Annotated in this window: 22 protein-coding genes and 1 tRNA gene; 13 read left to right on the forward strand and 10 right to left on the reverse strand. The window is 65.6% G+C overall.

Annotated elements, in window-relative coordinates:
* Positions 1-21 precede the first annotated feature (21 nt).
* Together BEP68_RS14360 and BEP68_RS14365 are read left to right on the forward strand one after the other, a co-directional pair.
* Positions 22-744 carry a FadR/GntR family transcriptional regulator gene (locus tag BEP68_RS14360; protein WP_072591632.1) on the forward strand — a complete coding sequence of 241 codons (723 nt, stop codon included), beginning with the start codon at positions 22-24 and terminating at the stop codon, positions 742-744.
* A 10-nt stretch (positions 745-754) separates the two neighbouring features.
* On the forward strand, positions 755-2,014 hold the full coding sequence (locus tag BEP68_RS14365) for an alpha-hydroxy acid oxidase (protein WP_187250368.1): 1,260 nt from the start codon (positions 755-757) through the stop codon (positions 2,012-2,014).
* 34 nt (positions 2,015-2,048) lie between these two features.
* Here the strand turns inward: BEP68_RS14365 and BEP68_RS14370 are convergent, their stop codons facing one another.
* The 5 genes from BEP68_RS14370 to BEP68_RS14390 form a co-directional block, all read right to left on the reverse strand.
* On the reverse strand, positions 2,049-2,804 hold the full coding sequence (locus BEP68_RS14370) for an HAD-IIB family hydrolase (RefSeq protein ID WP_187250369.1): 756 nt from the start codon (positions 2,802-2,804) through the stop codon (positions 2,049-2,051).
* Positions 2,801-3,277: a VanZ family protein gene (locus BEP68_RS14375; RefSeq protein WP_187250370.1), complete on the reverse strand. Its 477-nt coding sequence runs from the start codon at positions 3,275-3,277 to the stop codon at positions 2,801-2,803. The genes BEP68_RS14370 and BEP68_RS14375 overlap by 4 nt, the downstream gene beginning before the upstream one ends.
* A 69-nt stretch (positions 3,278-3,346) precedes the next feature.
* Positions 3,347-3,420 (reverse strand) — tRNA-Pro (locus BEP68_RS14380).
* A gap of 53 nt (positions 3,421-3,473) precedes the next feature.
* Entirely contained in the window at positions 3,474-4,409 is a 936-nt protein-coding gene (locus tag BEP68_RS14385; RefSeq protein ID WP_072591628.1) for a metallophosphoesterase, read from the reverse strand.
* Positions 4,406-6,994 carry a transglycosylase domain-containing protein gene (locus BEP68_RS14390; RefSeq protein ID WP_187250371.1) on the reverse strand — a complete coding sequence of 863 codons (2,589 nt, stop codon included), beginning with the start codon at positions 6,992-6,994 and terminating at the stop codon, positions 4,406-4,408. Before BEP68_RS14390 ends, BEP68_RS14385 begins: the two co-directional genes overlap by 4 nt.
* Positions 6,995-7,072: 78 nt before the next feature.
* On the opposite strand from BEP68_RS14390, the gene BEP68_RS14395 reads away from it, so the two are divergent.
* Together BEP68_RS14395 and BEP68_RS14400 are read left to right on the forward strand one after the other, a co-directional pair.
* Positions 7,073-7,297, forward strand: coding sequence for a DUF4177 domain-containing protein (locus BEP68_RS14395; protein WP_053097373.1), 225 nt, complete (start codon positions 7,073-7,075; stop codon positions 7,295-7,297).
* Positions 7,294-7,752, forward strand: a complete 459-nt coding sequence (locus BEP68_RS14400) for a RidA family protein (RefSeq protein WP_187250372.1) — start codon at positions 7,294-7,296, stop codon at positions 7,750-7,752. Before BEP68_RS14395 ends, BEP68_RS14400 begins: the two co-directional genes overlap by 4 nt.
* A 79-nt stretch (positions 7,753-7,831) precedes the next feature.
* Here BEP68_RS14400 and acs read toward each other — a convergent pair whose 3' ends face one another.
* Positions 7,832-9,799, reverse strand: a complete 1,968-nt coding sequence (gene acs / locus BEP68_RS14405) for an acetate--CoA ligase (RefSeq protein WP_072591625.1) — start codon at positions 9,797-9,799, stop codon at positions 7,832-7,834.
* 413 nt (positions 9,800-10,212) lie between these two features.
* On the opposite strand from acs, the gene BEP68_RS14410 reads away from it, so the two are divergent.
* The 4 genes from BEP68_RS14410 (at position 10,213) to BEP68_RS14430 (ending at position 14,498) form a co-directional block, all read left to right on the forward strand.
* Positions 10,213-11,226, forward strand: a complete 1,014-nt coding sequence (locus BEP68_RS14410) for a TadA family conjugal transfer-associated ATPase (RefSeq protein WP_053097367.1) — start codon at positions 10,213-10,215, stop codon at positions 11,224-11,226.
* Entirely contained in the window at positions 11,220-12,116 is an 897-nt protein-coding gene (locus tag BEP68_RS14415) for a type II secretion system F family protein (RefSeq protein WP_285364138.1), read from the forward strand. The genes BEP68_RS14410 and BEP68_RS14415 overlap by 7 nt, the downstream gene beginning before the upstream one ends.
* A 193-nt stretch (positions 12,117-12,309) precedes the next feature.
* Positions 12,310-13,797 carry a recombinase family protein gene (locus BEP68_RS14425; protein ID WP_187250373.1) on the forward strand — a complete coding sequence of 496 codons (1,488 nt, stop codon included), beginning with the start codon at positions 12,310-12,312 and terminating at the stop codon, positions 13,795-13,797.
* Positions 13,798-14,111: 314 nt separating this feature from the next.
* A complete protein-coding gene (locus tag BEP68_RS14430) occupies positions 14,112-14,498 on the forward strand; it encodes a hypothetical protein (protein ID WP_187250374.1) in 387 nt (128 codons plus the stop codon).
* Positions 14,499-14,622: 124 nt separating this feature from the next.
* Here BEP68_RS14430 and BEP68_RS14435 read toward each other — a convergent pair whose 3' ends face one another.
* From BEP68_RS14435 to BEP68_RS18450, 4 genes are all read right to left on the reverse strand, one after another.
* Positions 14,623-15,273 carry a hypothetical protein gene (locus BEP68_RS14435; protein ID WP_187250375.1) on the reverse strand — a complete coding sequence of 217 codons (651 nt, stop codon included), beginning with the start codon at positions 15,271-15,273 and terminating at the stop codon, positions 14,623-14,625.
* A gap of 327 nt (positions 15,274-15,600) precedes the next feature.
* The gene (locus BEP68_RS14440) at positions 15,601-16,728 is read right to left on the reverse strand and encodes a plasmid recombination protein (RefSeq protein WP_187250376.1); all 1,128 of its coding nucleotides are present in this window, start codon (positions 16,726-16,728) and stop codon (positions 15,601-15,603) included.
* Between the two features lie 274 nt (positions 16,729-17,002).
* Positions 17,003-19,708 (reverse strand): hypothetical protein, encoded by a 2,706-nt coding sequence (locus BEP68_RS14445; RefSeq protein ID WP_187250377.1) that lies wholly within the window; start codon positions 19,706-19,708, stop codon positions 17,003-17,005.
* Between the two features lie 257 nt (positions 19,709-19,965).
* Positions 19,966-20,394: a helix-turn-helix domain-containing protein gene (locus BEP68_RS18450; protein ID WP_410054842.1), complete on the reverse strand. Its 429-nt coding sequence runs from the start codon at positions 20,392-20,394 to the stop codon at positions 19,966-19,968.
* 444 nt (positions 20,395-20,838) lie between these two features.
* Here BEP68_RS18450 and BEP68_RS14450 point away from each other — a divergent pair, with 444 nt between their 5' ends.
* From BEP68_RS14450 to BEP68_RS14470, 5 genes are all read left to right on the forward strand, one after another.
* Positions 20,839-24,111 carry a hypothetical protein gene (locus BEP68_RS14450; RefSeq protein ID WP_187250378.1) on the forward strand — a complete coding sequence of 1,091 codons (3,273 nt, stop codon included), beginning with the start codon at positions 20,839-20,841 and terminating at the stop codon, positions 24,109-24,111.
* 377 nt (positions 24,112-24,488) lie between these two features.
* The gene (locus BEP68_RS14455; protein WP_187250379.1) at positions 24,489-25,184 is read left to right on the forward strand and encodes an SOS response-associated peptidase; all 696 of its coding nucleotides are present in this window, start codon (positions 24,489-24,491) and stop codon (positions 25,182-25,184) included.
* Positions 25,185-25,195: 11 nt separating this feature from the next.
* Complete coding sequence (locus tag BEP68_RS14460) at positions 25,196-25,492, forward strand: antitoxin VbhA family protein (RefSeq protein WP_187250380.1); 297 nt, start codon at positions 25,196-25,198, stop codon at positions 25,490-25,492.
* Positions 25,493-25,609: 117 nt separating this feature from the next.
* Complete coding sequence (locus BEP68_RS14465) at positions 25,610-26,185, forward strand: helix-turn-helix domain-containing protein (protein ID WP_222839403.1); 576 nt, start codon at positions 25,610-25,612, stop codon at positions 26,183-26,185.
* Positions 26,185-26,711: DUF6036 family nucleotidyltransferase (locus BEP68_RS14470; protein WP_187250156.1), on the forward strand; the 527-nt coding region annotated here is incomplete at its 3' end. The genes BEP68_RS14465 and BEP68_RS14470, both read left to right, overlap by 1 nt.

Raw genomic sequence — 26,711 nt, forward strand, 5'->3', positions numbered from 1 at the left:
TGCACACGATGAGGAGAGCGGATGCCGGAGCAGCCAGCCCGCGCCTGGAGGCTCGTGCTCGAACACGTCGAGAGCGACCTGCTCGACGGGCGTCTCGGCCCCGGTGATCGTCTCGCCTCGGAGCGCGAGCTCGCCGCAGACCTGGGTGTCGGGCGCTCGAGCGTCCGAGAGGCGCTGCGCGTGCTCGAGGTCATGGGGCTGATCCGCACCTCGACCGGCTCGGGGCCGCAGTCGGGCGCGATCGTGATCGCGACCCCGTCCGGTGGCATGTCGACGCTTCTGCGCCTCCAGGTCGCCGCACAGGGCTTTCCGCTCGCGGACGTGGTGCAGACCCGACTGCTGCTCGAAGACGCGGTCGTCGCCGCTCTCGCGAGCCAGCACGCGCCCGATCTCACCGCGGCGCACAGCGTGCTCGATGCGATGGACGTCGGCGCCCTGACGCCTGACGAGTTCCTCGCCCTCGATGCCCAGCTCCACCTCGCCCTCGCGGAATCGAGTGGCAACACCGTCGTCGCCGCGATCATGGCGGGCCTGCGCACCTCCATCGAGTCGTACGTGCAGCAGGGCGCCTCATCCATCGCCGACTGGGATGCCATGGCAGACCTGCTGCGCGCCGAGCACCGAGCCATCATCGAGGCCATCGCCGCGGGTGACGCGGCGACCGCCCAGACCCTCGTCCGAGCGCACATCACCGGCTACTACACCGCGGCGGGGCTCACCCGCAGCGTCCGACCCACCGACTGAGAGGACAGCCATGGTCCAGCGCCAGGTTCCCAACCCCGCAGAGCTTCTCGACCTGATGAAGTTCAAGAAGCCCGAGTTCAACGGCAAGAGGCGCCGTCTCGACTCGGCGCTCACGATCGACGACCTGCGCACGATCGCCAAGAGGCGCACGCCGAAGGCCGCGTTCGACTACACCGATGGCGCCGCCGAGGGCGAGCTGTCGCTCACGCGGGCACGCCAGGCATTCCAGGATGTGGAGTTCCACCCCGGCATCCTCCGGCCGGCTCCGGACGTCGACACCGCGGTCGAGATCCTCGGCGGCCCGTCGGCGCTCCCGTTCGCCATCGCGCCGACAGGCTTCACGCGTCTCATGCAGACAGAGGGCGAGGTCGCCGGCGCGGGAGCGGCGGCGGCGGCCGGCATCCCGTTCACCCTCTCGACCCTGGGCACGACGTCGATCGAGGGCGTGAAGGCCGCCAACCCGCACGGCCGCAACTGGTTCCAGCTCTATGTCATGCGCGACCGCGAGATCTCCTACGAACTCACTCGGCGTGCTGCCGCCGCGGGCTTCGACACGCTGCAGTTCACGGTGGACACCCCGGTCGCCGGAGCGCGGCTGCGTGACAAGCGCAACGGCTTCAGCATCCCGCCGCAGCTCACGCTCGGCACCATCATCAATGCCATCCCGCGTCCGTGGTGGTGGTACGACTTCCTGACGACCCCGAAGCTGGAGTTCGCGTCGCTGAGCACCACCGGCGGCACGGTCGGCGAGCTGCTCGACGCGGCGATGGACCCCACGATCAGCTACGACGACCTTGCGGTGATCCGTGACATCTGGCCGGGCAAGATCGTGATCAAGGGGGTGCAGAACGTCGAGGATTCGGTGCGCCTGCGTGACGCCGGCGTCGACGGCATCGTGCTCTCCAACCACGGCGGGCGGCAGCTCGACCGCGCACCCATTCCGTTCCACCTTCTGCCGGAGGTCCGGACCGCCGTGGGCGACGACTTCACGGTCATGGTCGACACGGGGATCATGAACGGCGCGGACATCGTCGCGGCGGTCGCGCTCGGAGCGGACTTCACCCTCATCGGCCGCGCCTACCTCTACGGCCTCATGGCCGGCGGCCGTGCGGGCGTCGACCGCACGATCGAGATCCTGCGGACGGAGATCGAACGCACCATGCGTCTTCTGGGGGTCGCCTCACTCGCGGAGCTCGAGCCGTCGCACGTCACTCAGCTCACGCGCCTCGTGCCGGTCGCACGCGCCGCGTCGGAGGTCGTCGTGCGCTGACCTCGTCCCCGGATTCGAGGGGAGGGGAGGGCTGTCAGAGGGTCGCGAGAAGCTCGTCGAGCTTGTCTGCGGTGTCCTCCCACCCCTCGACCGCGACCGAGGGCACTCCGATCGCCAGGACGGGGTAGTCGTTGCCGCCTTCATCGAGTCGGTCACCGTAGAACAGCATCGAGGTGAGGGGGATGCTGGTGTGCTCGGCGAGCTGCTTCATGCCGAAGGCCTTGTCGATGCCGGCCAGAGTGATGTCGATGGAGGTCGAACCGCCGGATCGCACTTCGAGCTCGGGGAGTCTCGCGGCCACGGCGTCCCGAAGAGCTTCTCGTTTCGCACCGGACGGGTCCCAGTCGTGCTTGGCATCGCGGGGAGCCTTCTGCCCGAGCGCAGAGAAGGTGATCTGGGATCCGCGGTCCTCGAGGATCTCACCCCAGGGCTGAGACTCCCACAGCCCCAGACGCTCCGCCTCCTCGCGCAGGGCGGCGAGAGCGCCGGCCTTCTGCTCCGCGGTGAGGTCGTGGGCGTAGAGCGGCGAGAAATCCGTGCCGTCGTGGCGCAGGTACCGTGTGCCGCAGGTGGGGAGCAGGTGCAGTCGCGCCGCGGCCGCTTCGTCGATGGTTCCGAGCCGCGCGATCACCTGAGCGCGGAACTGCGCCTCGTTGCCGCCCGAGATGATCGCGACCTCGACCCGCTGCAGCAGCGCGTGCAGCAACGAGGCGATGCGAGCATCGATGGGCTCTTTCGACGGGGCGAGGGTGTCGTCGAGATCGAAGGCGACGAGTGCAGGCGAGGTCATGATGCTTCCAGAGTAGACGGGCGGTGCTGAGAGACACGCGGAGCGAAGAGGAGGGTGCACAGGATCGCGAGCGCTACGCCGATCAGCGCGCCGCCGGAGTTCGCGATCACATCGGACACGGTGGCCGTGCGATTCGGCAGGGCGAGGCGCTGGGCGGCCTCGATGGAGAGGGACACTGCCGGGCCCAGGGCGAGCGCCAGCGGCCAGAGGCGGCGGGGGACGAGGATGAACGCCAGGATGCCGATGGGCACGAAGACCAGAACGTTGGCGATGACCTCGAGGTGGGTGAAATCAAGAGACTCCCACCCCAGTCGGTGCGAAACGGACAGCACGAGATCGAGCAGGTTCGGCATGGACTGCTCGATGCGCGTCGGCGTGAGCGTCAGCAGCGCGATGCCGCCGAAGAACGGCAGGGCGAGAGCGAGGGCGATGCCTCGGGTCAGTCGGCGAGGCGGGGGGAGCAAGCGACTCATGCGGTGCCTTTCTCCTCGTTCCGGATACAGAGAAGGCCGCCCGTGAGGACGGCCTTCCGGTGTTACTTGTCGGGGTGACAGGATTTGAACCTGCGACCTCTTCGTCCCGAACGAAGCGCGCTACCAAGCTGCGCCACACCCCGTTTTGCAACCCTCCGAGTCTACAGCGAAATGCTCCCAGCGCCGAATCGAGGCATCAACCGCGCGCCGTCAGGGTCAGCAGCGTCGCCTCGGGGCGGCACGCGAAGCGTATCGGCGCGTAGATCGAGTGTCCGCAGCCCGCGCTGACATTGAGGGGCACGGCGCGATCGCCCTGAGTCCACGTGCTGAGACCCTTCGCCTGCTTCAGCGGGATGTCGCAGTTCGCTACGAGAGCACCGAAACCGGGCAGGCACACCTGACCGCCGTGCGTGTGGCCTCCGAGGATGGCGTCGGCGCCCATCTCCACGAACCCGTTCAGGACGCGCTGATAGGGCGCGTGCGTGACGCCGAGAACGGATGTGCCGGCAGTCCGCGGGCCGAGAGCATCGATGGCGTCCGGCAGGTCCTCGAGCCGGTCCCAGTCGCAGTGCGCATCACTCACGCCGAACAGGTCCAGGGGACTGCCGGCCACCATGAGTCGCGCTGCGGCGTTGTTCAGGCTCGTCCATCCGAGCTCGTCGGTGAAGTATGCGTCCATCGCATCGGTGTCGAGGAAGTTCAGCTCTCGCGGGCGCTGCGACGGGCCGGCGAAGTAGCGGATCGGGTTGCGCGGCGAGGGGCCGATGACGTCGTTGGAACCGTGCACGAAGACACCGGGGATTCCGGCGAACGGCTCGAAGGCACGTCTGATCCCGGCGAGACCGTCGCGGTGCCCGAGATTGTCGCCGGTGTTGACGATGAGATCGGGCTTCAGCTGCGCGAGTGACGCGAGCCAGTCCTGCTTGCGGTGCTGCCACGGAGCCATGTGCGCGTCCGAGATGTGCAGCACGCGCAACGGTGCGGAACCCGGGGCGAGAGCGGATGCGGTCGCCTCACGCACCGTGAAGAGGTAGCGCTCGATGCCGATGCCCCAGACGGCGGCTGCGGCACCAGCGGCCCCCACCGCGCCAAGCGCGATGAGGGCCGGGTGAGCCGCGTGGCGAGACGTCACTTGCAGCGGACCTTGATGGACGTGCTCTTCGTCGTCGGTGTGTTCGCGGCCGGGTCGGTGGACGTGACCGCGGCGTTCTGACCGTTGCATGACCCGTCGAAGTCGATCGACGAGAACCCTGCCCCGAACAGCGCGCTCTGCGCTTCGGCCTTCGATTGTCCGGTGATGTCGGGCACCGTCGCGCCCTGGCCGTTGCTCGGCGAGATCGTGATCGTCGCACCGCTCGGGGCCTGTCCGGACGGGTCCTGCGCCATGACGACATCGCCGGCGGGACCGTCCACGGCGGGTCCGACGGCTGCGGTGAAGCCCGCAGCCTCGATGAGAGAGGTCGCTTCGCCGACGGACTTGCCCACCACGTCGGGAACGTTCGTCAGAACCTGACGAACCAGCTTGTCGTCGGGGCGAGGGAAGTCCTCCGCGGGGTACACGGCATCCGCGGCACCCTGGATCGCCTTGGCGAGGCCGTAGCGGATGTCGCCGAGTCGCGTCCCGTTGCCATTGCGGAAGTCGTTCAGCGGCACGCGGCCGTCGACGTTTCCGACCCACACCGCTGTCGTGACCTTGGTGCTCGACTCGACGAGCATGGTGTGCTCCTTCTCGGCGGTACCGGTCTTGCCGATCAGCTGGGTTCCGTCGTACGGGTTGGCCCTCGTTCCGGTGCCGTTGCCCTCCATGACGCCTCGCAGTGCGTACGCGGCGGTCGCGGCGACCTCGGGGGTGAGCTGCTGGGAGCACTTCTGCGCGGGAGGAGTGATCTCCGCGCCGTCCTCGCCGACGACCCGGTCGATCACGCGAGGCTCGCAGTAGACGCCGTTGTTGGCGACGGTGGCGTAGGCGCCGGCCATCTGCAGAGGAGCCACGCTCTTCGAGCCCAGAACCGTCGGGAACGGATCGTTCGGAGCGGTGTTGGCGTTCGTTCCGCCGACCGTGATGTCGTCGCCGTTGCCGTAGTGGACGCCGAGTCGCTTCGCCACCTCGTTGATGTCGCAGAGATCGAGCTGCTGCGCCATCGCGAGGAAACCGGTGTTCAGGGACTGCGCGGTGAACTGTCGCACGCTGCCCACCGAGCCGCCGGAGTTGCCGAAGTTGTTGATCTTGGAGCTGTTCGTCACCTTGTCCCCGCACCTGGTGAAGGGGCTGAAGGTCTTGAGGCGACCGTCGAGGACCTGGTTCACGGAGTGGCCGGACTCCAGCCAGCTCAGAAGCGTGAACAGCTTGTAGGTCGATCCCGTCTCGAACCCGTAGGTCGAGCCGCCATGCGCCTTGTCGGCCGCGAAGACCTGAGAGGTCTCGCCGGCAGCCAGGTTGGCCTCGGTCGTCTCGTTGAAGACGGTGTTCTGTGCCATGGCGAGGACCCGACCCGTGGACGCCTCGATCGACACTCCGGTGCCACCGACGAGGATCCCGGGCATCGCCTGCGGGACCTGCGCCCTGACCGCGTCGATCGCGGGCTGCTGGACCCGCAGATCGAGGGAGGTGTAGATCTCCATTCCGCCGCGGCGCAGGTTCGAGCGACGCTCCTCTTCCGTGGCGCCGAACGCCTCGTCGTTCTCGATGACGGCCTTCACGTACTGGCAGAAGTACGCGTTGTCTCCCGCGGCCGCACAGCCCTGCTGGGGCTCGCTCAGCAGGGGAGTGACCGGCGAGGCGACGGCCTCGTCGTGCGCGGCCTGCGTGATCTTCGCGTCCGCGAGCATCCGATTGAGGACGTAGTCTCTGCGATCCTTCGTGTCCTTGTAGCCGTCGGCGTCCCCGTTGTGCGCCACGCCGGCGTCATCCGTCCAGATTCCCTCGGGGCGGTCGATGCGGAATCGGTTGGGCTCCTGCACCATGCCGGCGATCGTCGCCGCCTGCGCGAGACTGAGATTCGCCGCGCTGGTGGAGAAGTACCGGTTCGCTGCGGCCTCGATGCCGTAGATGGTGCCGCCGAAGTTGGCGATGTTGAGGTAGCCGAGGAGGATCTCGTTCTTCGAGTAGTCCTTCTCGATCTTCAGCGCGTAGCGCATCTCCTGCAGCTTGCGCTCGACGCCCTCGCCGCCCTTCGCGACTGCCGCATCGAGGAAGCACTGCTCGATCTGCTTCGAGTAGTCCTCGGCCGCGGGGTCGACGTCCTGTTCGCATTCCTGCACCTGGACGTTCTTCACGTACTGCTGGGTGATCGTGGACGCGCCTCGATCGGTCGTGCCGGCGACGTTCCCGACTGCGGCCTTGATCGTCGCGCCGAGGTTGATTCCGCCGTGAGTGTAGAAGTTCTTGTCCTCGCTCGAGAGGATCGCGTCGTACATCACGGGCGCGACCTGGTCGTAGGCGACCGGGATGCGCTTCTGCTCGTAGAACGACGCCATTGCGACGGGGTTGCCGTCGAGACCCGTCGCGTAGATCGTCGACTGCTGCATCGGAGCGCCGACCTGGAGGTTCTCGGGGAGGTCCTCGAAGATGGTGAGGGCCTGCGACCCGGCGATACCGGTCATGGCGAGCACCGGGGTGACGCTGGCCGCGACGAGGAGACCGGCGACGGTGCTCAGCCCGACGAGTCCGAGGACTCCGCCGAGCGCACCTTTCACCGTGCGATTCTTTTGAGGCATACGCTAGATCGTAGGGGAGTTCCCTGAATACCGCCTTTGACGCAGCCGCCGTCGCGGATGCCGCCAGACAGGAGAGCCATGACCACCTGGGAGTACCTGACCACCCCGTTGCTGATCCACAACACCGCAGCGATCCTCAACAACTGGGGCAAGCAGGGCTGGGAGCTCGTGCAGGTCATCCAGGGCCCCGAGGGTGGGCTCGTCGCCTACTTCAAGCGCCCGGTGACGGCGGATGCCTCGGGCAACGCCGGTCTCGCTGCCGCAGCCGAGGCGTCCCGCCAGTTCGAAGGGGGAGCGGCATGAGCGTCTCTGAGCGCCTGACCGAGCTGGGCATCGAGCTCCCCGTCGTCGCGGCGCCGGTCGCAGCCTACGTCCCGGCGATCGTGCACGACGGACTCGTCTACACCTCCGGCCAGCTGCCTTTCGTCGAGGGAGCGCTTCCCGCGACGGGCAAGGTCGGGGCAGAGGTCACCGCCGAGGACGCCAACGCCTATGCGCGCACCTGCGCCCTGAACGCTCTCGCGGCGGCTGCGGCTGCGGCCGGGGGCGTGGACAGGATCGCCGGAGTGCTGCGGCTCGGCGGCTTCGTGGCATCCACCCCCGATTTCACCGGCCAGCCCGGCGTGATCAACGGGGCGAGCCTGGTCCTCGGCGAGATCTTCGGCGACGCCGGGCAGCATGTCCGCGCGGCCGTCGGTGTGCCGGTGCTCCCGCTCGACAGCCCGGTCGAAGTCGAGGCCACGTTCATCCTGGCCTGAGGTCGCCACCCCTCACCACGCGCACACGGCAACGCCCCCTTCCGGATCGGTTCGGAAGGGGGCGTTTGCTGCATCCGCGCTATTTGACCTGCGCCGAGATGATGCTCATCACCGCGGTGTCGGCCAACGTGGTGGTGTCTCCGACCTCGCGCCCCTCAGCCACATCGCGCAGCAGACGCCGCATGATCTTGCCCGAGCGCGTCTTCGGAAGCTCGCCCACGATGTACACGTCGCGGGGCCGTGCGATCGCGCCGATCTGCTCACCCACCCAGAGGCGCAGCTGCTGCGCGAGTCCGGCGGGGTCGTGCGCCGAGAGGTAGCTCTCCTTGATGATCACGAATGCGACGACGGCCTGACCGGTCGTCTCATCTGCCGCGCCGACGACCGCGGCCTCGGCCGTCGCCTCGTGTGCGACGAGCGACGACTCGATCTCGGCCGTCGAGAGGCGGTGTCCGGAGACGTTCATGACGTCGTCTACCCGGCCGAGCAACCAGAGGTCGCCGTCCTGGTCGAGGCGCGCACCGTCACCGGCGAAGTAGTAGCCCTGCTTCTCGAACTTCTCCCAGTACGTCTCCGTGAACCGCTCAGGGTCGCCCCAGATGCCGCGGAGCATGCTCGGCCACGGTTCGGTGACGACGAGGAGGCCGCCGTTGCCGTTGCCCACCTCGGCGCCCGACTCGTCGACGACGTCGATCGAGATTCCGGGCAGCGGCACCTGGGCGGATCCCGGCTTGGTGGCGGTGACACCGGGCAGTGCAGAGACCATGATCGCGCCTGTCTCGGTCTGCCACCAGGTGTCGACGATGGGCGTCTTGCCCGCGCCGATCACGTCGCGGTACCAGATCCACGCCTCGGGGTTGATGGGCTCGCCCACCGAGCCGAGCAGGCGCAGCGACGACAGATCGAACTTCGCGGGCACGCTGCGGCCGATCTTCATGAACGAGCGGATCGCGGTGGGCGCCGTGTAGAAGATCGAGACCTTGTACTTCTCGATGATCTCCCACCAGCGCCCGGGGTGCGGCGCGTCAGGCGTGCCCTCATAGATGACCTGGGTCGCGCCGTTCGCCAGCGGACCGTAGGTGACATAGCTGTGTCCGGTGATCCACCCGATGTCGGCGGTGCACCAGTACACGTCGGTCTCGGGATGCAGGTCGAACACGTACTTGTGCGAGTAGGCGGCCTGAGTGAGGTACCCGCCGGAGGTGTGCAGGATTCCCTTGGGCTTTCCCGTAGTCCCGGAGGTGTAGAGGATGAACAGCGGGTTCTCGGCGGGGAAGGCCACGGCAGTGTGCTCGGGGGAGGCCGCGGGGACGACCTCGTGCCACCAGAGGTCGCGACCGTCCTCCCAGTCGACCTCGTTCTCGCCGCGCTTGACGACGAGCACGTGCTCGACCGTCTGCTGCTCGCCGTCGCCGCGGTCGGCGAGCGCCTGGTCGACGGCCGGCTTGAGCGCGGACACGCGGCCCTTGCGGTAGCCGCCGTCGGCGGTGATGACGAGCTTCGCCCCTGCGTCATCGATGCGCGAGCGGAGGCTGTCGGCGCTGAACCCGCCGAACACGACCGAGTGGATGGCGCCGACGCGGGCGACGGCGAGCATCGATGCGACCGCTTCGGGGATCATCGGCAGGTAGATCGCGACGCGGTCGCCATGGCCGATGCCGAGCCCCTCCAGCACGTTCGCGACGCGCTTGACCTCCTCGGTCAGCTCGGCGTAGGTGATCGACCGGGAGTCGCCCGGTTCGCCCTCCCAGTGGAGAGCGACACGGTCGCCGTTGCCCGCCTCGACGTGGCGGTCGAGGCAGTTGTACGCGACGTTGAGCTCGCCGTCGTCGAACCACTTCGCGAACGGCGGGGTCGACCAGTCGAGCACGCGAGTGAACGGCTTGTGCCACTCCAGCAGTTCGCGTGACTGGTCGGCCCAGAAGGCTTCGCGGTCGGTCGACGCGCTCTCATACAGCCGGGGAGACGAGACCGACTGGGCGACGAACTCCTCGGACGGCGGGAACTGGCGGGTCTCATCGAGAAGGTGATCGATCTGGCTGCTCATCGGCAGGCGCTCCTTTGCGGCGTGGCAGGTCGTGCGGGCATGAACGCATCTCTGACGCGATCAGGTCAGGGCGAATCTAGTCCCGGGCACGGACATCGCATTACTGCCGAAAGTCGGTAGTCCGACGGGTTTTGTCAGGACGGTCGCCTTGCGTACACTCGACGACAGCCGAATTCTCATTCTGGCCTTGGCGTGCCCGATTCCCCCATGAGGGACGCCGTGGGCGGCATCTCATTCCCCCCGTGAGGTGCCGCCCATCTCTATGCCGGGAGCGCTCCCATCCTGTGGCTCGCGATCTGACGCCGTCCACACCCGCTCTGCACGGATGCCATCGTCCAGACGTTGCTCACAGTGGTCGTCGCGGGAGCGCCGCGGCGACCCCGCGGATCCGCCGTGAGCCCTAGCTTCGGGGCATGCCTGATCCCTTCGTCATTCAGCCGCGCGGCTCGGCGGCGCTCGTCGACGGAACCGTCCGGGGTGCTCCTTCGCCGCTGCAGGTCGATCCCGCCTTCGGCCTCCTCGCCGAGCACTGCGCAGACGAGGAGGTCACCGACATCTTCGTCAACGGCGCATCCGGGCTGTTCATCGACCGAGGGCATGGTGCGGAACCCGTGCTCGGGTGGAGCGCGTCCGAGCGGGAGGTCCGCGACCTCGCGGTCGGGCTCGTCGGACTCGGCGGTCGACATCTCGACGACCAGGCTCCGTGCGTCGATGTCAGGCTCGACTCCGGCATCCGCGTTCATGCCGTGCTCGCGCCGATCTCGACGTCGGGGACGGCGCTCTCGATCCGTGTGCCCAGAGTGCGCGCTGCCGATCTCGACGCGCTGGCGGCGCTCGGCTCCTTCGACGCGGCCCAGCACAGCTGGCTTCTCGAGCTCGTCGCCGAGCGCGCCAACATCCTCATCACCGGCGGGACGGGAACGGGCAAGACCACGCTGCTGTCGGCATTGCTGTCAGCCGTCCCGGCCTCTGAGCGCATCGTCACGATCGAGGACGTCGCCGAACTGCGCCCGCAGCATCCCCACCACGTCGCTCTGGAGGCACGGCAGTCGAATCTCGAGGGAGCCGGCGGCATCAGCCTCGCCCGGTTGGTCCGCGAGTCGCTGCGCATGCGCCCCGACCGTCTCGTGGTCGGAGAATGCCGCGGCGAGGAGGTGAGAGAACTCCTGACTGCTCTGAACACCGGACACGACGGGGGAGCGGGAACTCTCCACGCGAGCGGTCTCAGCGACGTGCCAGCCCGGCTCGAAGCGCTCGGCGCCCTCGCGGCGATGGATGCCACGGCGCTCGCGCGCCAGGCTGTGAGCGCCTTCACGATCGTCCTTCATCTCGACAGGGCGCCTGGCGGGCGGAGGCGCATCGCGCACGCCGGCGAGCTCGCGGTGAGCGGGGATCGGCTGAGCATCGAGGAGGTGCGGCCGTGGTGAGGGGATGGCGTCGTCCGGTCGTCGAGACCGGGGGCGACGCCGCGACATCGGTGCAGACGCTCGCGGTGCTTCTCCAAGCCGGCGCGGTGCCGATGGTCGCATGGCGCCATCTTGCCTCGATCGGCGACCGTCACGCTGCGTCCGTGATCGCCCGTGTGGATGGCGGCGTCCCGCTCATCGCGGCCATCGAAGCGGAGGGTGGCGCGTGGCGTGACCTCGCGGCCGCCTGGGAGATCGCGACGACCGTCGGCGCACCGCTCGCCGAGGTGCTGAGGATGCTCGCTGAGACGCTGCGCGACGCGTCATCCGCCGCGGACGACGTGCGCATCGCGCTCGCCGAGCCCGCGGGAACCGCCAAGCTCCTGCTCTGGATGCCGTTCGCCGGCCTCTTCCTCGGCTTCGCACTCGGCTTCGACACTGTCGGCGTCATCGTCGGGACGCCCGCCGGCGCCGGGTGCGTGGTCGCCGGGCTCCTGCTCGTCGCCGCGGCGCGCGCGTGGACCGGGCGACTCCTCACGCGGGCGCGTCCCGAACCGGGAACACCGGGCATGCGAGCCGAGCTCATGGCGGTCGCCCTCTCAGGAGGCGCGTCGATCCCACGAGCCCTGCGCCTCGTCGCCGAGAGCCCGGCATCGTCTACCGGTGACGACGCTCGCATCGGCGCGGTGCTCGAGCTGTCGCATGCTGCCGGGGTCCCGGCGGGTGAACTGCTTCGGGCTTCCGCCGGCCAGGAGAGACACGCGTCACGGGTGGACGGACGCCTTCGCGCGGCCAAGCTCTCGACGACGCTGCTCATCCCGCTCGGAGTCTGCACTCTCCCGGCCTTCCTGCTGCTCGGCGTCGCACCGCTTCTGCTGAGCGTGCTCGCCTCCACTCCACTGCCGCTGTGACGGCCGAGTTCCACCGGATGCACCGCGTATCCGTCCCATAGAAAGAAGGAACACATGAACACCATCCCCTCGCTCACCCGGCGCAGCGCGGCAACCCTCTTCGGCGACGACAGTGGCGCGGCCACCGCCGAGTACGCCATCACCACGATGGCCACCGTGAACGCCTAGAGACATACTCTGCCAGGATCGACGTATGACTTCTGCTGTTCCTCGAGTGCCCCGGGTCGCGATCTACGCGAGGCAGTCAGTCGAGGAGGACCAGGGCATCGCCCAACAACTCGAAGACTGTCGCACGGAGGTACACCGTCGAGGTTGGCGAGTGGTCGCCGAACACCAGGATAACGACACGTCTGCCTCGAAAGAGCGAGGACCAAAGACCGCGTGGTCAGCGATGCTGAAGTCTTTTGATGCTGGCGAGTTCGACACCGTCATTGTCACCGAAACTTCTCGCATCACCCGCAGCCTCATCGATGTGCTCGACATTCGGCCGCCGCGGCGTGACATCCGAGTGGTCGTCATCCGCGAAGGCATCGACACTGAGCTGGATGACTTCATGCTCAAGCAACTCGTGTTGCTGGCCGAGCGAGAAGTCCGAATCAAGACTGAGAGAGCTGCCCGTTACGCCGTGGGGCGACGTATCGCGGGTCACCCGACACCAGGTAAGCCTCCGCACGGTTACAGCTGGGTGCCGAGCATTGAGCGAGATCCTGCTGGCACGCGTTACAAAGTCGATGAAGCTGAAGCAGAGGACGTTCGGCAGATCTTTCGGGAGTTCCTCGCTGGGGCCCCGCTCGCTCAGATTGCACGTGATCTCAGCGATGCTGGCAGACTGACGCGGCGGGGCGTCCGCTGGCAGTCGACCACTGTTCGACGGGTCCTCCTGAACCCGCTTTACGCAGCGCTTCTGCCCCCCGCGCAGCCGAGTGGCCAGTTTGACGCGACCTCAATCGATCTTGATGCTTGCACGCCGGGCGCCTGGAAGGCGATTGTCGAGCGGGACCAGCTCATCGCGAGCCGTGGTCGACTTATCGGTGTCAAAGCGAATCACAGCGGGACCGCGCGAAAGTGGTTACTCTCCGGTCTCGCCGTATGCGCGATCTGCTCGCATGCCGTCCGCTCCGCCAGCGGCGAGACTCACCCCACTGCCCGAAAGAGCGGAGGCGGAGCAGCACCGTCGCGTCGATATCACGCTTACCGGTGTCCGAAGGGCCATTTCATGCGCAACGGCGACATCATCGACCAGTACGTCTCAAACATCTGTGTCGCGCGCTTGTTGCAAGAAGATGCCATCGACCTGATCACTCCGCGTTCAGATTCGATCGATATCGCTGTGCTGAACTCGACGCGGGAAGCGCTTAGGGGGCGCCGCCAGTCGATCGCAAGCTTTGTCGCTCGCGGCCTGATGACCGACATCGAGGCGGACGACAGCCTCACGGAGATCTCGAGAGAACTCCAGGCAATCAGTGACCAGATCGCTCTCGCTGTTCGCGAAGACCCCTTCGCGGAGTTGGCCGTCGTCGATGATGTCGAAGCTTGGTGGGATGGAGCCACCTTGGCTAGGCGCCGACTCCTCGTCGACGGCCTGATGGTCGTTCGAATCAAGCCTGTAGGGCACGGTAGGCGTGTAACAACATCCGACGCGGTCGCGGCGAGCGTCGACATCGAATGGCGACGTGGCTAGCGGCAGCCGACCAGGCGGGCAAGCGCATGAATTCCGTTGCTCTAGAGTCCGGCGCCACTAGATGTACCCATCGGGCGTCTGGCGACGTGTCTGGCGCCAATAGATGTACCCACTCGGAAAGTGCGGAGGTCCCGCGCCAGTAGACGTAGCTTCCCCAGGGTGGGGACGGGGGGACGCCAGTAGATGTACCCAGCCCCGGGGGAGATGTCGGGCGCCAGTAGATGTACCCACTGTTCCGCGTCCAAGAGGCACAGCTCGTTGAGTATGTTCTCTCAACACTGTTCAAGCCAGTGGACCTCGGCTAGTCTCCCTCCGTGATCGAACGCGCTGAACGCCCAGACGACTGGACCGATTACGAGTACAAGCTTGACGAGGAGGATTGGGAGTACGGCATCGATGATTCGCTCGACGTCTTCCTTCGCATGCGCGGATGGCTATCGTCTCGACGTGACGATGTTCCGACGGGCGACAAGTCCGACCGCTGGTACTTCGGCAAGTCGTATCGAACCCGGGTGTTCGTCTCGCCGGTCGTGGGGGTTTCGCCGGTTGCTGGGCGTGCATACGAGGTAATGACCTTCATTGATGGCGAGCTGCAAGAGCCGCAATGGTTCGCCCCGAACCTTCAAGCGTTCGCGATCTCGATCCCAGAGATCGAACGCAGGGCGGAGTCAAATCTCGCCCCAGTTCGGGCCGACGAATAGTCGAGCCTGAGGTCATACCAGCCAACGCCCTTGCGATCCAGCTCACGTCGGGCCTATCCGACTTCTGAAAGCGGATGCTCGTTCTCAGATACCCCGGGCCAGTGCCTTCAAAGTTCTCAGCGCGCTAGCGCCACTTCTGACCCTCGACGATGTGCTCAAGCGCCTCTATCCCGCCGCCGCTTCGGAACCACTCAACCGGCGTCTGACGGCCTTCAGTCACCATGACCGGCTGAGGCGTCGCCATCAGCCCGGAGACCGAGACCCAGTTCTTCTCCCCCAGTAGAGCGATGATCTGCGCAAGGTGCGGGAGGAGCTTCCCCGGAGAGGACAAGCTGAACTGCCAAGACGGGAATCGTCTCTGCCCGGCGATATCGACGGCGTAAAGCTCACCGTTCTCGACTGCTTGATCCAGCGAAGCTTCATCGAGGTGCAGGAACAACGCCGCGCTCTCTGCAGACATGCTTTGGTGCAGGCTCGTTAGAAGCGTGCTTGCCGCAACTGCGGGGAGACTGCCGCGCGCCACTCGGCTCGAGGTGTCCTGGAAGTCCTCTGGAGTGGTCGCCCCGGAGCTAGCTAGATACCCGGCCTCTTGCGGTGTTGGATCCTCATCGTCGGATACCGGTCGCTGCGCGAGAAGGGCACCGGTCAGGACACTCGCAACGTAATCGCCGTCGGCGTTGAGTCGCGCGATCGCGTCTGCGAGTGCGGCCATCGACGCGGCCGACGGCTCAGCCTGCCGCCGATGACGAACGGACTTCTCTTCGGGAGAGTTCATGGCTGTCATCGTAGGCGGGGAGAGGGACAATGTCGTCGTGGAAGGCCGAGTTGCCTTCAACGAGGTCATTCCGTTCTCCTCGCTTGAGGATCAGGCACCTCGAGTGACCGCGAATGGGGTGCCAGGTGACCATATTGTGGACAGCCTCTCGAGCGAGGGGTGCGGCCACCGCTGGTTGTGGCCGCGAGGTGACCGCCTCGTGGTCACAGTATGGCCAGTTCAGAGTCAGTAAGCGCGGGATTCTGCATCTAGATCGAGCGTGTCCGCGGAGTGACCGCATAGTGGTCACTCCGCGGACACTAGCCGCCCACAAGCCGCGGGTCTGCGTTATCGCTCGCGATCGAACCTCGTGACATCCGGCCGCATGTCTCGCCCCATCATCTCGACCAATGACCTCCGGGTATTGCGTGCTTTCGCCATGTCGGCGTCGAAGAGCTCGCGAAGAGGCTTACCGCCAACCTTCACCTTGTCCAGCCACCGGTCCACGTCCGCGGGGACGCTCTCCAGACGCGCGTTGATGTCTCGCATCCTTTGGCTCTCTGCGTCGGCGTCCTCGCGCGCTTGCGCCGCTGTTCGCTGCGCAAGCTGCGCCTGGCGCCGAGCCTCGTTCGCGTCTCGAACTGCATGCTCCGCGGCCGCCCGGCGAGACGCCAGCTCGCGCTCCTTCTCAACAGCGACGGACTCCCGATCGTCAAGGTCCGAATCCCTGGACGCGAGTCGCCGCCGCACCGAATCGCTCGCCTCCCGTTCCTTCTCCAACTCACCGGTAGCCTCCCGGAGCCAATCTGCCTTTCTCTGAAACTCGCTGCTGCTGAGATGCTCTCTCGAGCGTTCCGTAACTCGGTGCTCCACGTCGTACCCGGCTTCGGCCATCACAGCACGAAGCTCCTTGTGTTGGCGCCTCAGATCGGCCGGCCCCTTGAAGAAGTCCTTCTGGGAGAGCCGTCCGTCGCCCGTTACGGGGACAACTGCCACCTGCAGGCCCGGATGCAATTCATCTAGGTGCACGGAGAACCCCACGATGTTGTCAGCGCCGAACTCGGCGACAGCCCAATCCAGCGCCGCTCCCATGTACGCGTAGGACTCCTTGCTCGGCCCCTTCTCGCGCCAAGAGGCATCGTGCTCGGCGAACCACTTCGGATCGAGCTGGAGGACAACGCCGCGAATTAAGACCGCGTCCTTGCGGAGAGCCCTCCCGACCGACTCAAGGCGCTGCTTGAGGTAGTCATCGAGCTCGTCCGAAGGCGGCCGGCCATCGACGGAAGCAAGACGCCTCACGCTACCCGAACCGTCGTTGACCATCGTCATATTGAGAGCAGTTCTCTCCGGGACGATGTTCGGATTCGACTGGGGGAAGACGAAGCCAGCTTTCTGGTCAGCATCTCGCGCGATGTGCCTGAAGAAGGCCTTCGCATGCCCTCCGCGTCCCACCTTGTGAGAAACGTCGAACGTCATCGTGTAACTCATTCTTCGTTCCTCTCGACGTCGTCCGTGGTCTGTTCCGTCCTCGACGCAACAGACCACGGAGCCTCCGGCGGCTCTCCCGAGGGGCTTCTCCTGTCGCTCATCCGCAACCCACCCCTGTGCTTCCGTTGGAGGGTGGGCTGCTCCTTCTCGTCAGAAGAAGGTGTAGCCCCATACACTTCTGAGCACGCTTCGCTCGTCAGAAGCTCCTGGTGCCCTCCGGGGGCCGCTACGCGGGGTAGACGGCAACTGTGTCGACGAATCGTCACAACGCACCTCCCGACCGCTCGAGAGGCAACCTGCCAGGAGCCGCGGACAGCATGCGTGAGAGCCACGGCTCGAGTTCCGAGAGAGGCAGCATCTGAGACGCTCGTTCGGGACGACGAGCGTTCTTCCAGTCGCCCTCACTGACGGTGCCGAGACCCCACTGGGCGATCCAGTCGAGACGATCGAAAAGACTGAGATCGCGATCTGCCAGCGTCGGAATGGTGACGACTCCCTGGCGGTGACCCATCACGATTGACATCAGCACGGCGCGACGAGGAGTGACGATCCGGTGCCCCTTTCCGTGAGCGAATCGGACGTGCCAGTCTTTCCACTCGTCGACGGTCCTCAGGCACCCGGTTTTCGCGATCTCCCGGGCGATCGCTCGCGCACGCAGACACTCTTCGATGGAGTCCCACGGAGCCGTCTGAAAGGTCGCCATCTCGTGCTTCGATCCGTCTGGGACCGGAACGCTTTCGCCCGACATTGATGCCATCAGTGGGCGGCGCTTGAGGTCGAAGTCCATGCTGACTGCGCGTTCGACAACCGACGGGATGAAGTCCTTACGCCCTTCCCGCCTGGAAAGCTCTTGGAAGCTAGGGAATCGACGGTAGGCGTTCTCGACTCGACCCTCACGAGTAACCACGTTGACCAAGAGCTCTTCCCGATCCTCGGGGCTGTCGGCCTCGATCCCTTCGGAGGGCTTCAAACCGTTGTGAGCGCACACGCCGTCGGAGCGGAGTGACACATTCCCGCGGGTCGTGAAGTTCACCAGATCGTCTTGTACATGCTTGGCTTCCCAGATGGTTGCGTCCCCGGTGAGCGCCTTGCGAGCTTCGCGCAGATGTGTCGCTAGACCGTAGAGATCAAGATTCTCAACGTCGGTCGACGACCAGTCTGTGATGAATCCGTCAGTCGTGACCGAGAAGACCTGACCGCCTCGTTCGGCGATCTGATTCATCGTCGCCAGGAGCTGAGCGCGCACGAGGCTTGTCGTGGTTGCCGCGTGCGAGGGGCTGGAAATCGCGGAGCCACCGACGTTGTCCATCTCCTGCTTATGGGCATCCCACGAGCGCTGCTCAGCTACGTCTTGAGCGGTCTTCCCATAGATCGTGCATACGCCCGTCTTCAACGTCTCTTCCTCAAGCGATCCCTTTCCGAAGAGTCGTTTCGCGGTCGCGCGGTCCTCGATCAGTTGTTTCACGCCATGACGAAGCGACAGGCTGATCGAGCCATCAACACGGTGAGCAGGTCGCCCCGCGAAACCGATCTGACAGAACACCTTCGCGCCAAGCCGGAGCGCGAGCCAGAGTTCGGGCCCGCAAACCCATGTCCCCGCAGTTCCCTCGCTCGACCGCGGATAGATGAGCGTGCCGTCGGCCACGATGGGGAGAGTCGGATAGGAGACGTGACCGGGAAACTCGAACGAGACGAATGCCACGAAGGACGTGGTCGGCTCCGGCACATCTGAGGTACTCAAGTTCCGTTCGTGGATGACGTCGCGGATAGCACCGGTTTCCCAATCCAGATCAGGCACGAGTGCCATGGCCGTCGGGTACGCGTTCTTTGCATCGATGTCGATCGTTCGCGTCGGGTAGTACCCCGGCGCAGGACACGCGTTCAACCCGCCGTGGTAGGCGGACGCAAAAGCCTTGCTCAGCTGTGCTGCGGCACCGTCCACCGGCGTGCGACCGCGTTTAGCGTAGAACGTCAACTCGTCACCCTCTTCCACCACATCGACGGCGTCATCCTCGACAAGGCCGGAGAACGCGAGCCTGAACTCTTTCGGGGACGCCACCCCGAAGTACTCGGATCCCGACGCCACGAGCGACGCCGCCGCACCACCACCGAGAGTCACAGGCGGGAGCATGCCCTCGCCCCAGATGCGGGCGAGGAATTCGACGACGATCTCTGCGTCGTTGACGCCATAGTTGAGAAAGTCGTTTAAGTGCTCGCGACGATATTCCGTCATTCGCGAGATGCGGTCTCCCGGTACCTCGAGTTTCTCGATGCCAGCGGCCGCGCCGATTGCGGCGAGCGTCCGCTTGCCCGCAGGAGCGTGCGTCATCGTGTCGCGGACCGTAACACTCAACGACCGCCACCAACCGAAGTCATCGCCCCGCTGGTCGCCGCTCTGGAGGCGGAACGGAAGCAGCGTGACAAGGCCGCCGGCAGCGGACGTGAGGCGCGTCAGATGATCGGTCACTCTCGCGCCACCGCGAAACGACGTCAGATCGGCAGCACCGTAGTGACAGGCCAAGACGATTGGGACGCGCCAGGGCGCAAGGGCTGCAGCCCTGGCCTGCCAATCGCCGGGGTTCGTTGCCCAGCTTCGAGCGGCGTCACCAGCGGAACCCGCGCCGGCGTGCTCGATGACCGTGCTACGCCGCACTCCCCGGTCATCCACCTCTGCCCTCACTTGAGGTGACCGCCACAATGACGCAGCGCGGACGACTTCCCACAGAGCGGTGTGCATCCCGATTCGTCGCCCGTCGAGCGGAAGGATGACGACTTGGACCATCATCGACGAATCGTCCAAATCGGGCGTTGCGAACTGCCAACTGTCGATCGTCCGAACACCATCCACTGTCGTGAACTCGGAGTCGAACCCGACGACGATCGCGCGCCGACCAGTTCCCATCGATCGCACAGAGGCAAGTTCTCCGAATGCGACTTCACGTCCCGCGAGCGGGGCGGCGGAGCCCACCGCGGGCAATAGGGGGTCGGGGTCATAAACACGGGGACCCATAGGCGCCTTATGACCCCGCGGCGAGAACCCCGGAAAATCAAGGGACCGCTGCGCTCCCGACGGCTCGATTGCTGGGGCACTTCTCTGGAGACCCCCAGCAATCGAGCTCAAGTGAGCGGGCGGTGCGTGCCGCTGCATCCGCCGGATCAATACTTGAAACGTGCCGCCGGCGTCACTAATTTCGTGCGCTTTCCAGCCGGAGTGGAACGGTGTATTCACGCCGCACCTCCGATGATCACTGCAAGGCGCTCGCGCTGCTCAGCTGTAAGGCGCGGTGCTGCTGCGACGACACGGGCAACGGCTGAGTCGATCTCCGCCCCTGCTCGGGGTCGGCCGATGACGGGAGCCGCCATCGCGTCAAGATGAGCAGGGTCAACGTAAATGCGGCGACCGATGCGCTCCGCAGGCAAGCTTCCATCAGCTACACGCTTCCGAAGCGTCGAATAGCCGATGCGCCGGGCGTCAGCGGCTTCCTGAAGAGTGAGTCGAGCCGGGGTCTGGGATGTGACGTGAGTAGGCAAGCCCACTCCTCTCAAAAAGAAAGGAGCACCTGCATGTCTCACGGGCCACCTGCCGGTGCCTTCCCGCCAGGACCTCGTCGTTGCGATCCGTTGTTCACCAGAACGTCGACCCCGGGGGCTCATTACGCGCTGGTGATCACCTGCGCCCGGGGCTTGGCCTCAAATGTGCGACGGGCGAGGGGCCATCCACGTGGTTCCCGTCGGGTGCAATCCGACATCGCCGGATTGATTCAAACCTAGCAGTCACTGGCGCTCGGAATCAAGTTTCTTGCTCGTTTACGCGGGAAAACGAGCGCAGTTACATCTGGATCGGTCGACGAACGTTCAGATTCGCGAACACCCGGCAGTCATTCCTACCCCGCTCTCCATCAGCGCATGAAGGATGAGGTGAATCGTCTACCGGCCGTCTGGGGACCTGGGTACATACGGCGTAGCGCAGTCACCACGAAGCGTCCGAGCGTGGAGATCACGACAGGCAATGGCGCGAGGGAGCGGTGGCCATGTGGCGGGCCCCGCCCCTAGCGAGCAGATCGGTATTCTCTCGCGCCACGCCAGTACGATCCACCTATGGGATCGCATCTCCTCCGCCTGGACGCCGACCGCGATCCGCGCATGGGCCAGCGCGTTATCGACGCCCTCAACGGCGACTGGGGTTCAGCCCTCCTCAAAGGGCTCATCGATTCGAACGATCGTGGTCGTGTCACGTCGTTCCTCGAAATCGCCCGCCGTGAACTCGGTGGCTCGGCAAAGGGCACTGACTACGAGGCGGATGTTGATTGGGCTGTCGGAGTGCTGGAATCGGTGCTCAAGGAAGTTGCTGAACGCCTGCCGCGCGATCGTGCGTTCCGCAGCGAACTGCTCGTGGGTGCCGCGCGTGGGCCGCATACTGTAGCCGTCTTCCTGCGTAGCACGGAGGCAGTCCGTCGATTCGATCGCGATCACACCCGCAGCACCTCGATCGGCGAACGCGGATGGGGATACCTGGAACGATCGCTTGACGCTGTCTCTGGCGCTATCTGCGACTGGGTCATCGAGGCAGGGCCATCTGTGTACGGATCTATCGAAGTCGAGGCGCTAGGCGCCTCGCTTCGCGCATCTGACGAGATCATCAAGAAGCTGGATGCGATCTCCGCCCATCAAGTTCAGAGCGGAACAGGCGGTATCACTGCGAACAAGATCGTGCAGGAGTACGGACGGTTCATCGCTGATCGTGCACCCGCCTCCCTCGCTGATCGGGAGACCGAGGTAGATTCCCTCCGGATCCTGCGAGGCAACTCCCTGCGCCTGGTCGCATGGCGCGGCAAGGAGAAAGCAGGCAAGAGCGGTCTGATGTATACGGTCGCTCGCGATGGACTGGATGACCTTGAGATCGTCCCGTACTTCGTCCGCGCACGTGAGATCGGCCAAAGCAGTCGACGTTCTTTCGTGCATGTCACCGGTGCTTATCTCGCTTGTTTGGCCGGCGTGCTTTTCGGTCCCTCAGAGGGGGGCGGTTTCGAGGACGAGATCCTATGGCGTGAGCTGCTGGAACGGGCCGCATTCCAGACCCGTCTTCATGGACGCACCCTCGTCCTCCTCGTTGACGGGCTCGACGAGGATGAAGCACTCCACATCGAAGCCGCCTCGATCGCCGGAATCCTCCCGGACGTGGCGGCCATGAGCGCACTCGGTATTGGCGTCATCGTATCCACGAGGCCCAATCCTCCTGTTCCGGACGACGTGCCGGCTGGACACTGGTTGCGGGACGACGACCGCTGGACTGACCTCGCACCCAGCCCCGAGGCCGAGATGGCCGTGGACCCGTCTGAGATAGATGAGTTGATGCGCACGGATGCAGGGGCTCGCGTAGCGGGCTATTTCGCGGCAGCGAGGACGCCGTTGTCAATCGCCGATCTATCTCACCTGACGGGGGAATCGACGGTGCGCGTCCGAGATCTGATCCACCGTCGGCGCGGTCGAAATCTCGTCCCGGTCCGCTCTGACCGAATCGGTCGCGGATACGAACTCGGGCACGAGCAAACCCTCGAGCAAATAGTCCGCAATCTCGTCCCTGCCTTCCATGACGTGCGGGACCTGCGCGACAGCGACTTATGGGTTCGCGCCTACGCGACGGCGACGGCCCCCTTTCGCGCGAGCCTACATGCGGGCGCGCGAGCGATCGCTGGAGACAACTGGGCTCTCGCTTCGCCGTATTTCCTCGATGCGGCGTACATCGCCATGGCAATTGAAGATGGCGAGCAGAGTCTCGCCGCACAGATTTCGACTGATCCGGGTCGAATCAAGTCGCTCGTCGCGCGGGGAAGCGGATACTCCGAGGCACTTGATCAAATACACCAGGTTCTGCGGTCGTTCGCTTCCGCCACGCACGATGACTTGACGCTGTTGGCCCGCCTCCTCATTGCTAAAGAGCACCTCGAGAGCATCATCGTCCAGCAGTCGTATGAGCGGAGAGTCGTGGACACGATCGCCGGGGCAGATCGACGGGCGAGCGCCCTACGGTCGACCTGGAACGCGACGGAATCGTTAGGCGAAGTAAGAGAGGAGTGGGCAGCTCGGGTGATTCTGTCCCAGTCGCACTCCATCACGATTGTGCGTCCGCTGGAGTCTTTGCTCGACTCGATCGGAAGTGGAGGCGACGTCCCGGTTTTGCATGACACAGCGGCCGCTATACGACTGCAGGGCCCCGTCGGAAGTCACCGATCCGAGCGTTCGTGGGAGGTGACCGTCTTGCAGGTGGGGTCGAACTTCTACCGTCGAAGAGGGCCTGGGATTACCGCGCGGTTCTTCCGCGCCCTCGGTCGACCCTGGGCAGAGGCGCGTGCGCACCACGCACTGGCTAAGCATGCGATGACCGCCGGCGATCGTAAAGCGGCCGTTGGCCTTTGCAGTGCGGCCATCACTGCGGTGTCCGACGAGGCCAGCGCCCGATGCAGCTTCGTCGCACTCGATGTCGCCGGTATGTCACTCACTCTTGGAGCGCCGGCCCTCGCCGAGAGGGCGTTGACGATTGCCAAGGAGATCGCGCTGCGGATTCCTCGCCACCCTGAGCGCGACGACGCGCTGGTCAGGCTCGCCGAGCACGAGACGATGCATCGACGTTACGCATGTGCCATCGAAACCGTGGATCAGATTGAAACACCCTGGTCGCAATCGAGTGCATGGGCACGAGTAGCATCCGCTAGTGCGCTGGTCTGCGCCGACGACCTCACCGATCATGCTCTGGCACGTGCAGCGAGCAAGCCGAGCCACGTCAAGGTCGAGACTATACGCGCCGTGCAGCTATTCCTTTCGGGGCGAAAGTCAGAGGCAACCACGCGACTAGCCGAAGCGACGCGGGAAGTATCGCTTCCGCGCGTCCTTCTCGGTTTCGCGCGAGAACGCGGATACGCCGGCGACTGGCAGCGGGCGCACGGCGCGCTGGCCATGCTTGTCGCCGCCCTTCCCGCTATGTCGGCGGCTCGGAGACGCGAGGTTCGGCTGCAGATCGCCGACACAGCAGCGGACATCGGGCAGAGCTCGCAAGATTCCTCAGCGCCGTGGCAACTGGTCGGAGCGGGGTGGGCGGATGCCGCACGCGCGTTGGCCGAGGTTTCGCCGGACCTCCACCGTGAACTGGTCGCGCGGCTCGCGCGTGCTTCACGCCTAGCCGCCATGAGCGTGGAGCCGATGCCTACCGCGGGGCGCCGGAGTGATCGGGAGCGGAGCGTCACATCTCTAGCGCAATCCTGGATCATTACAGGCGGATGCGAGTCTGGTTGGGGCGAGATCATCATGTACGCGACCGACAGCGTCGAGGATCATTTGCAATGGATGGCACAGTTCTTTGATGCTCTCGCATAGCAATGTGCCATGTTGAGCCGAGTCGAGCAGCGCTCTGAATTTCGAGGGGGTCCGGCGAAGCACTCGGCTGTGATCTTGCAGTGCGGGCCCCCTCCCAGCAGGTGCGCATTCTGGCACGAACGTGGCACGCGCTCGTGGGAGTCAACTGAGGCGGTGCCGCTGGTATTCTCGATGCGGTCATTTTGCATATGCCCGCAGTCGCTAGAGCGATGCTCAGACGATGTCCAATCTTCTCGGGTGCCCCCCAACTTCAGCCTTAGCCCATCGACCCCGATGCGACCCGACTATCCGCGCCGCGCTTTGAAGCCCTCCCCGATGCTCGCTTCATCAGCATTAACTCGTAGCGGCCGCCACCGAGGATGCGTAGGGTCGCTCGTATGTGCGGCCGATTCGCGAACGACGCCAAGACCGATGAACTGATCCGAGAATATGTCGCCGATGGCGGCAAGCCTGAGGACTGGTGGAAGTCGTGGGCCGGCGCCTACTCGGTGGCTCCAACTCAGAACGCCCCGATCATCCGCGACCGCGGCGAGGGCCGGATCCTCGAGCTCGTGCGATGGGACTGGCAGAAGCCGGCGAACCGCCCCAAGGGTGGTCCGGTCATAAATGCTCGCATGGAGAAGCTCGCCCAGGGGTTCTGGGCACCCGCTTTCTCTGCAGCGAGGTGCATCGTCCCGATGCGCGGCTACTTCGAGTGGACCGGTGAGAAGACCCCGAAGACCCCGCACTTCCTGCACGGCGACGGGCTGCTCTCTGCTGCCGGTCTCACCTGGTCGATGGAGCTGCCGAACGGCGTGAAGTCGCGCTGCTTCGTCGTCATCACCCGCGAAGCGCGCGATGCCAGCGGCGAGGTGCACGACCGGATGCCCGCGTTCCTGATGCCCGACACCTGGGATGCCTGGCTCACACCGGAGAAGCTCACCGGTGACCGGAAGACGGAGACGTTGGCGATGCTGGAGCACACCTCGAGCCACGTCGCCTCCACCATCCGCGAACACATCGTCGACCGAAAGGTCAGCAATAGCCGCACCCTCGACCCCACTGACCCGACTCTGCTGGAGCCGGTCGCCTGAACGGAGACACCGTGACCGACCCACAAGAGCAGGCGCGTCTCGCACGTCTCCAGGAGATCCGAGAGGGCATGGAGGAGCTTCGGATCAAAGCTCTCGCCGAACGCGGAGGCAAGACCTTCACGACCGAAGAGACGCTCGAGTTCATCCGGCGACATGATCTCGTCGACGACACCGTGGCGAGCTGGGCCCTTGAGGGGCTGGAACCGGATCCTTCACTCGTGGGGCGAGTCCAGTCTTACGTCGACGGAGACATGGCGATCGAGGAGCTGACCGAGCAGGCGAAGCGACGCGCGAGCGCGGGGTCATAAGCCTGGGCATCCCTCGGGTCGCCAGACCCCTCAGGATGCCGCGCCACTGCGTCGGTCCCGCTCAGCCTCGAAACCCGATAGAATATGGCTCTGAAAACATTTCTGAGAGGGGACGACATGACGAACGCATCAGTTCTCTTGCGCGCCGCTCGAAAGAGCCGCGGCCTCACACAGAAGGATCTCGCCCAACGGACCAACGTCGACCAGGGCCGAGTCTCGCGATTCGAAAGCGGTCGCGAGGCCGAGTTCAGCACCGTCGAGCGCTTCCTCAGCGGCACCGGCCACCGACTGTATTCCGCACCCACGCGGCGGGACGACGCGGCGACCATCGCCGCAGCGATCCGTAGGTACCTGCGTGCGGGCGACAAGTACAGTGCTCTTCGCGAGCTCATCCAGTTGAGTGACAACCTCGACTCCGAACACGGCCTTGTACGCGGGGTCCTCGGCCTCGCCGAGCCGGAGCCGACTGGCGACCGCGCGTGGGATGCGGCCCTTGCAGCACTCGTGGATCTTCGCCTCGGCGAGGAGGGACTCCCCTCTCCCGCATGGGTTGACGCTCCGAACAGACAGCTCCGGGCGCCTCGAACCCTGGACGTCGATCCTGCGGACCCGATCCCAGCCCCCGAGGACGTCCCCGCCGAGTTCCTCGAGCGTGGCGTCCTTGTCTGGCGAGACACTCTGGCGAGCGTCTGATGGGCGACTCGCTCGATCGCGACGACATCATCTCCGGCCTCCGTGACCTCGTCGGTGAGCTCCACACGGCCGGTGAAGTCGCGGGCATACGCCTCGTCGGCGGTGCCGCGCTCGTCATCAGGTACTTCGACCGGCGCACCACTGGAGACCTCGATTCTCTTCACATTCACCCCGGAAGCGATGACGCCGTCCTCGCCGCAGCCGAGCGTGTGGCGGATCGACGAGGATGGAGCGCCGGCTGGTTCAACTTCGCGGTGGAGAACGCAGACTCGGTGCCCACGTTCGGGCGGCGACCCGTCGAGTGGGAGACGATCTACGACCGCGACAGCGTTGTCGTCCAAGTCGCCTCGAAAGAGGCGCTCCTCGCCATGAAGCTCCGCGCCAATCGCCCGGGGCGCGACGTGGACGACATCCGCCAACTGCTCGCCCTGTGCAGCCTCACCACGCTGGCGGACGTCGAGGAGCACTACGAGGACTTCTATCCCGGTGACGGCCTCACCGACCGCGCTATCGGCATGGTCGAGCG

The sequence above is a fragment of the Microbacterium sp. 4-7 genome (assembly GCF_014332665.1).
GTDB lineage: Bacteria > Actinomycetota > Actinomycetes > Actinomycetales > Microbacteriaceae > Microbacterium.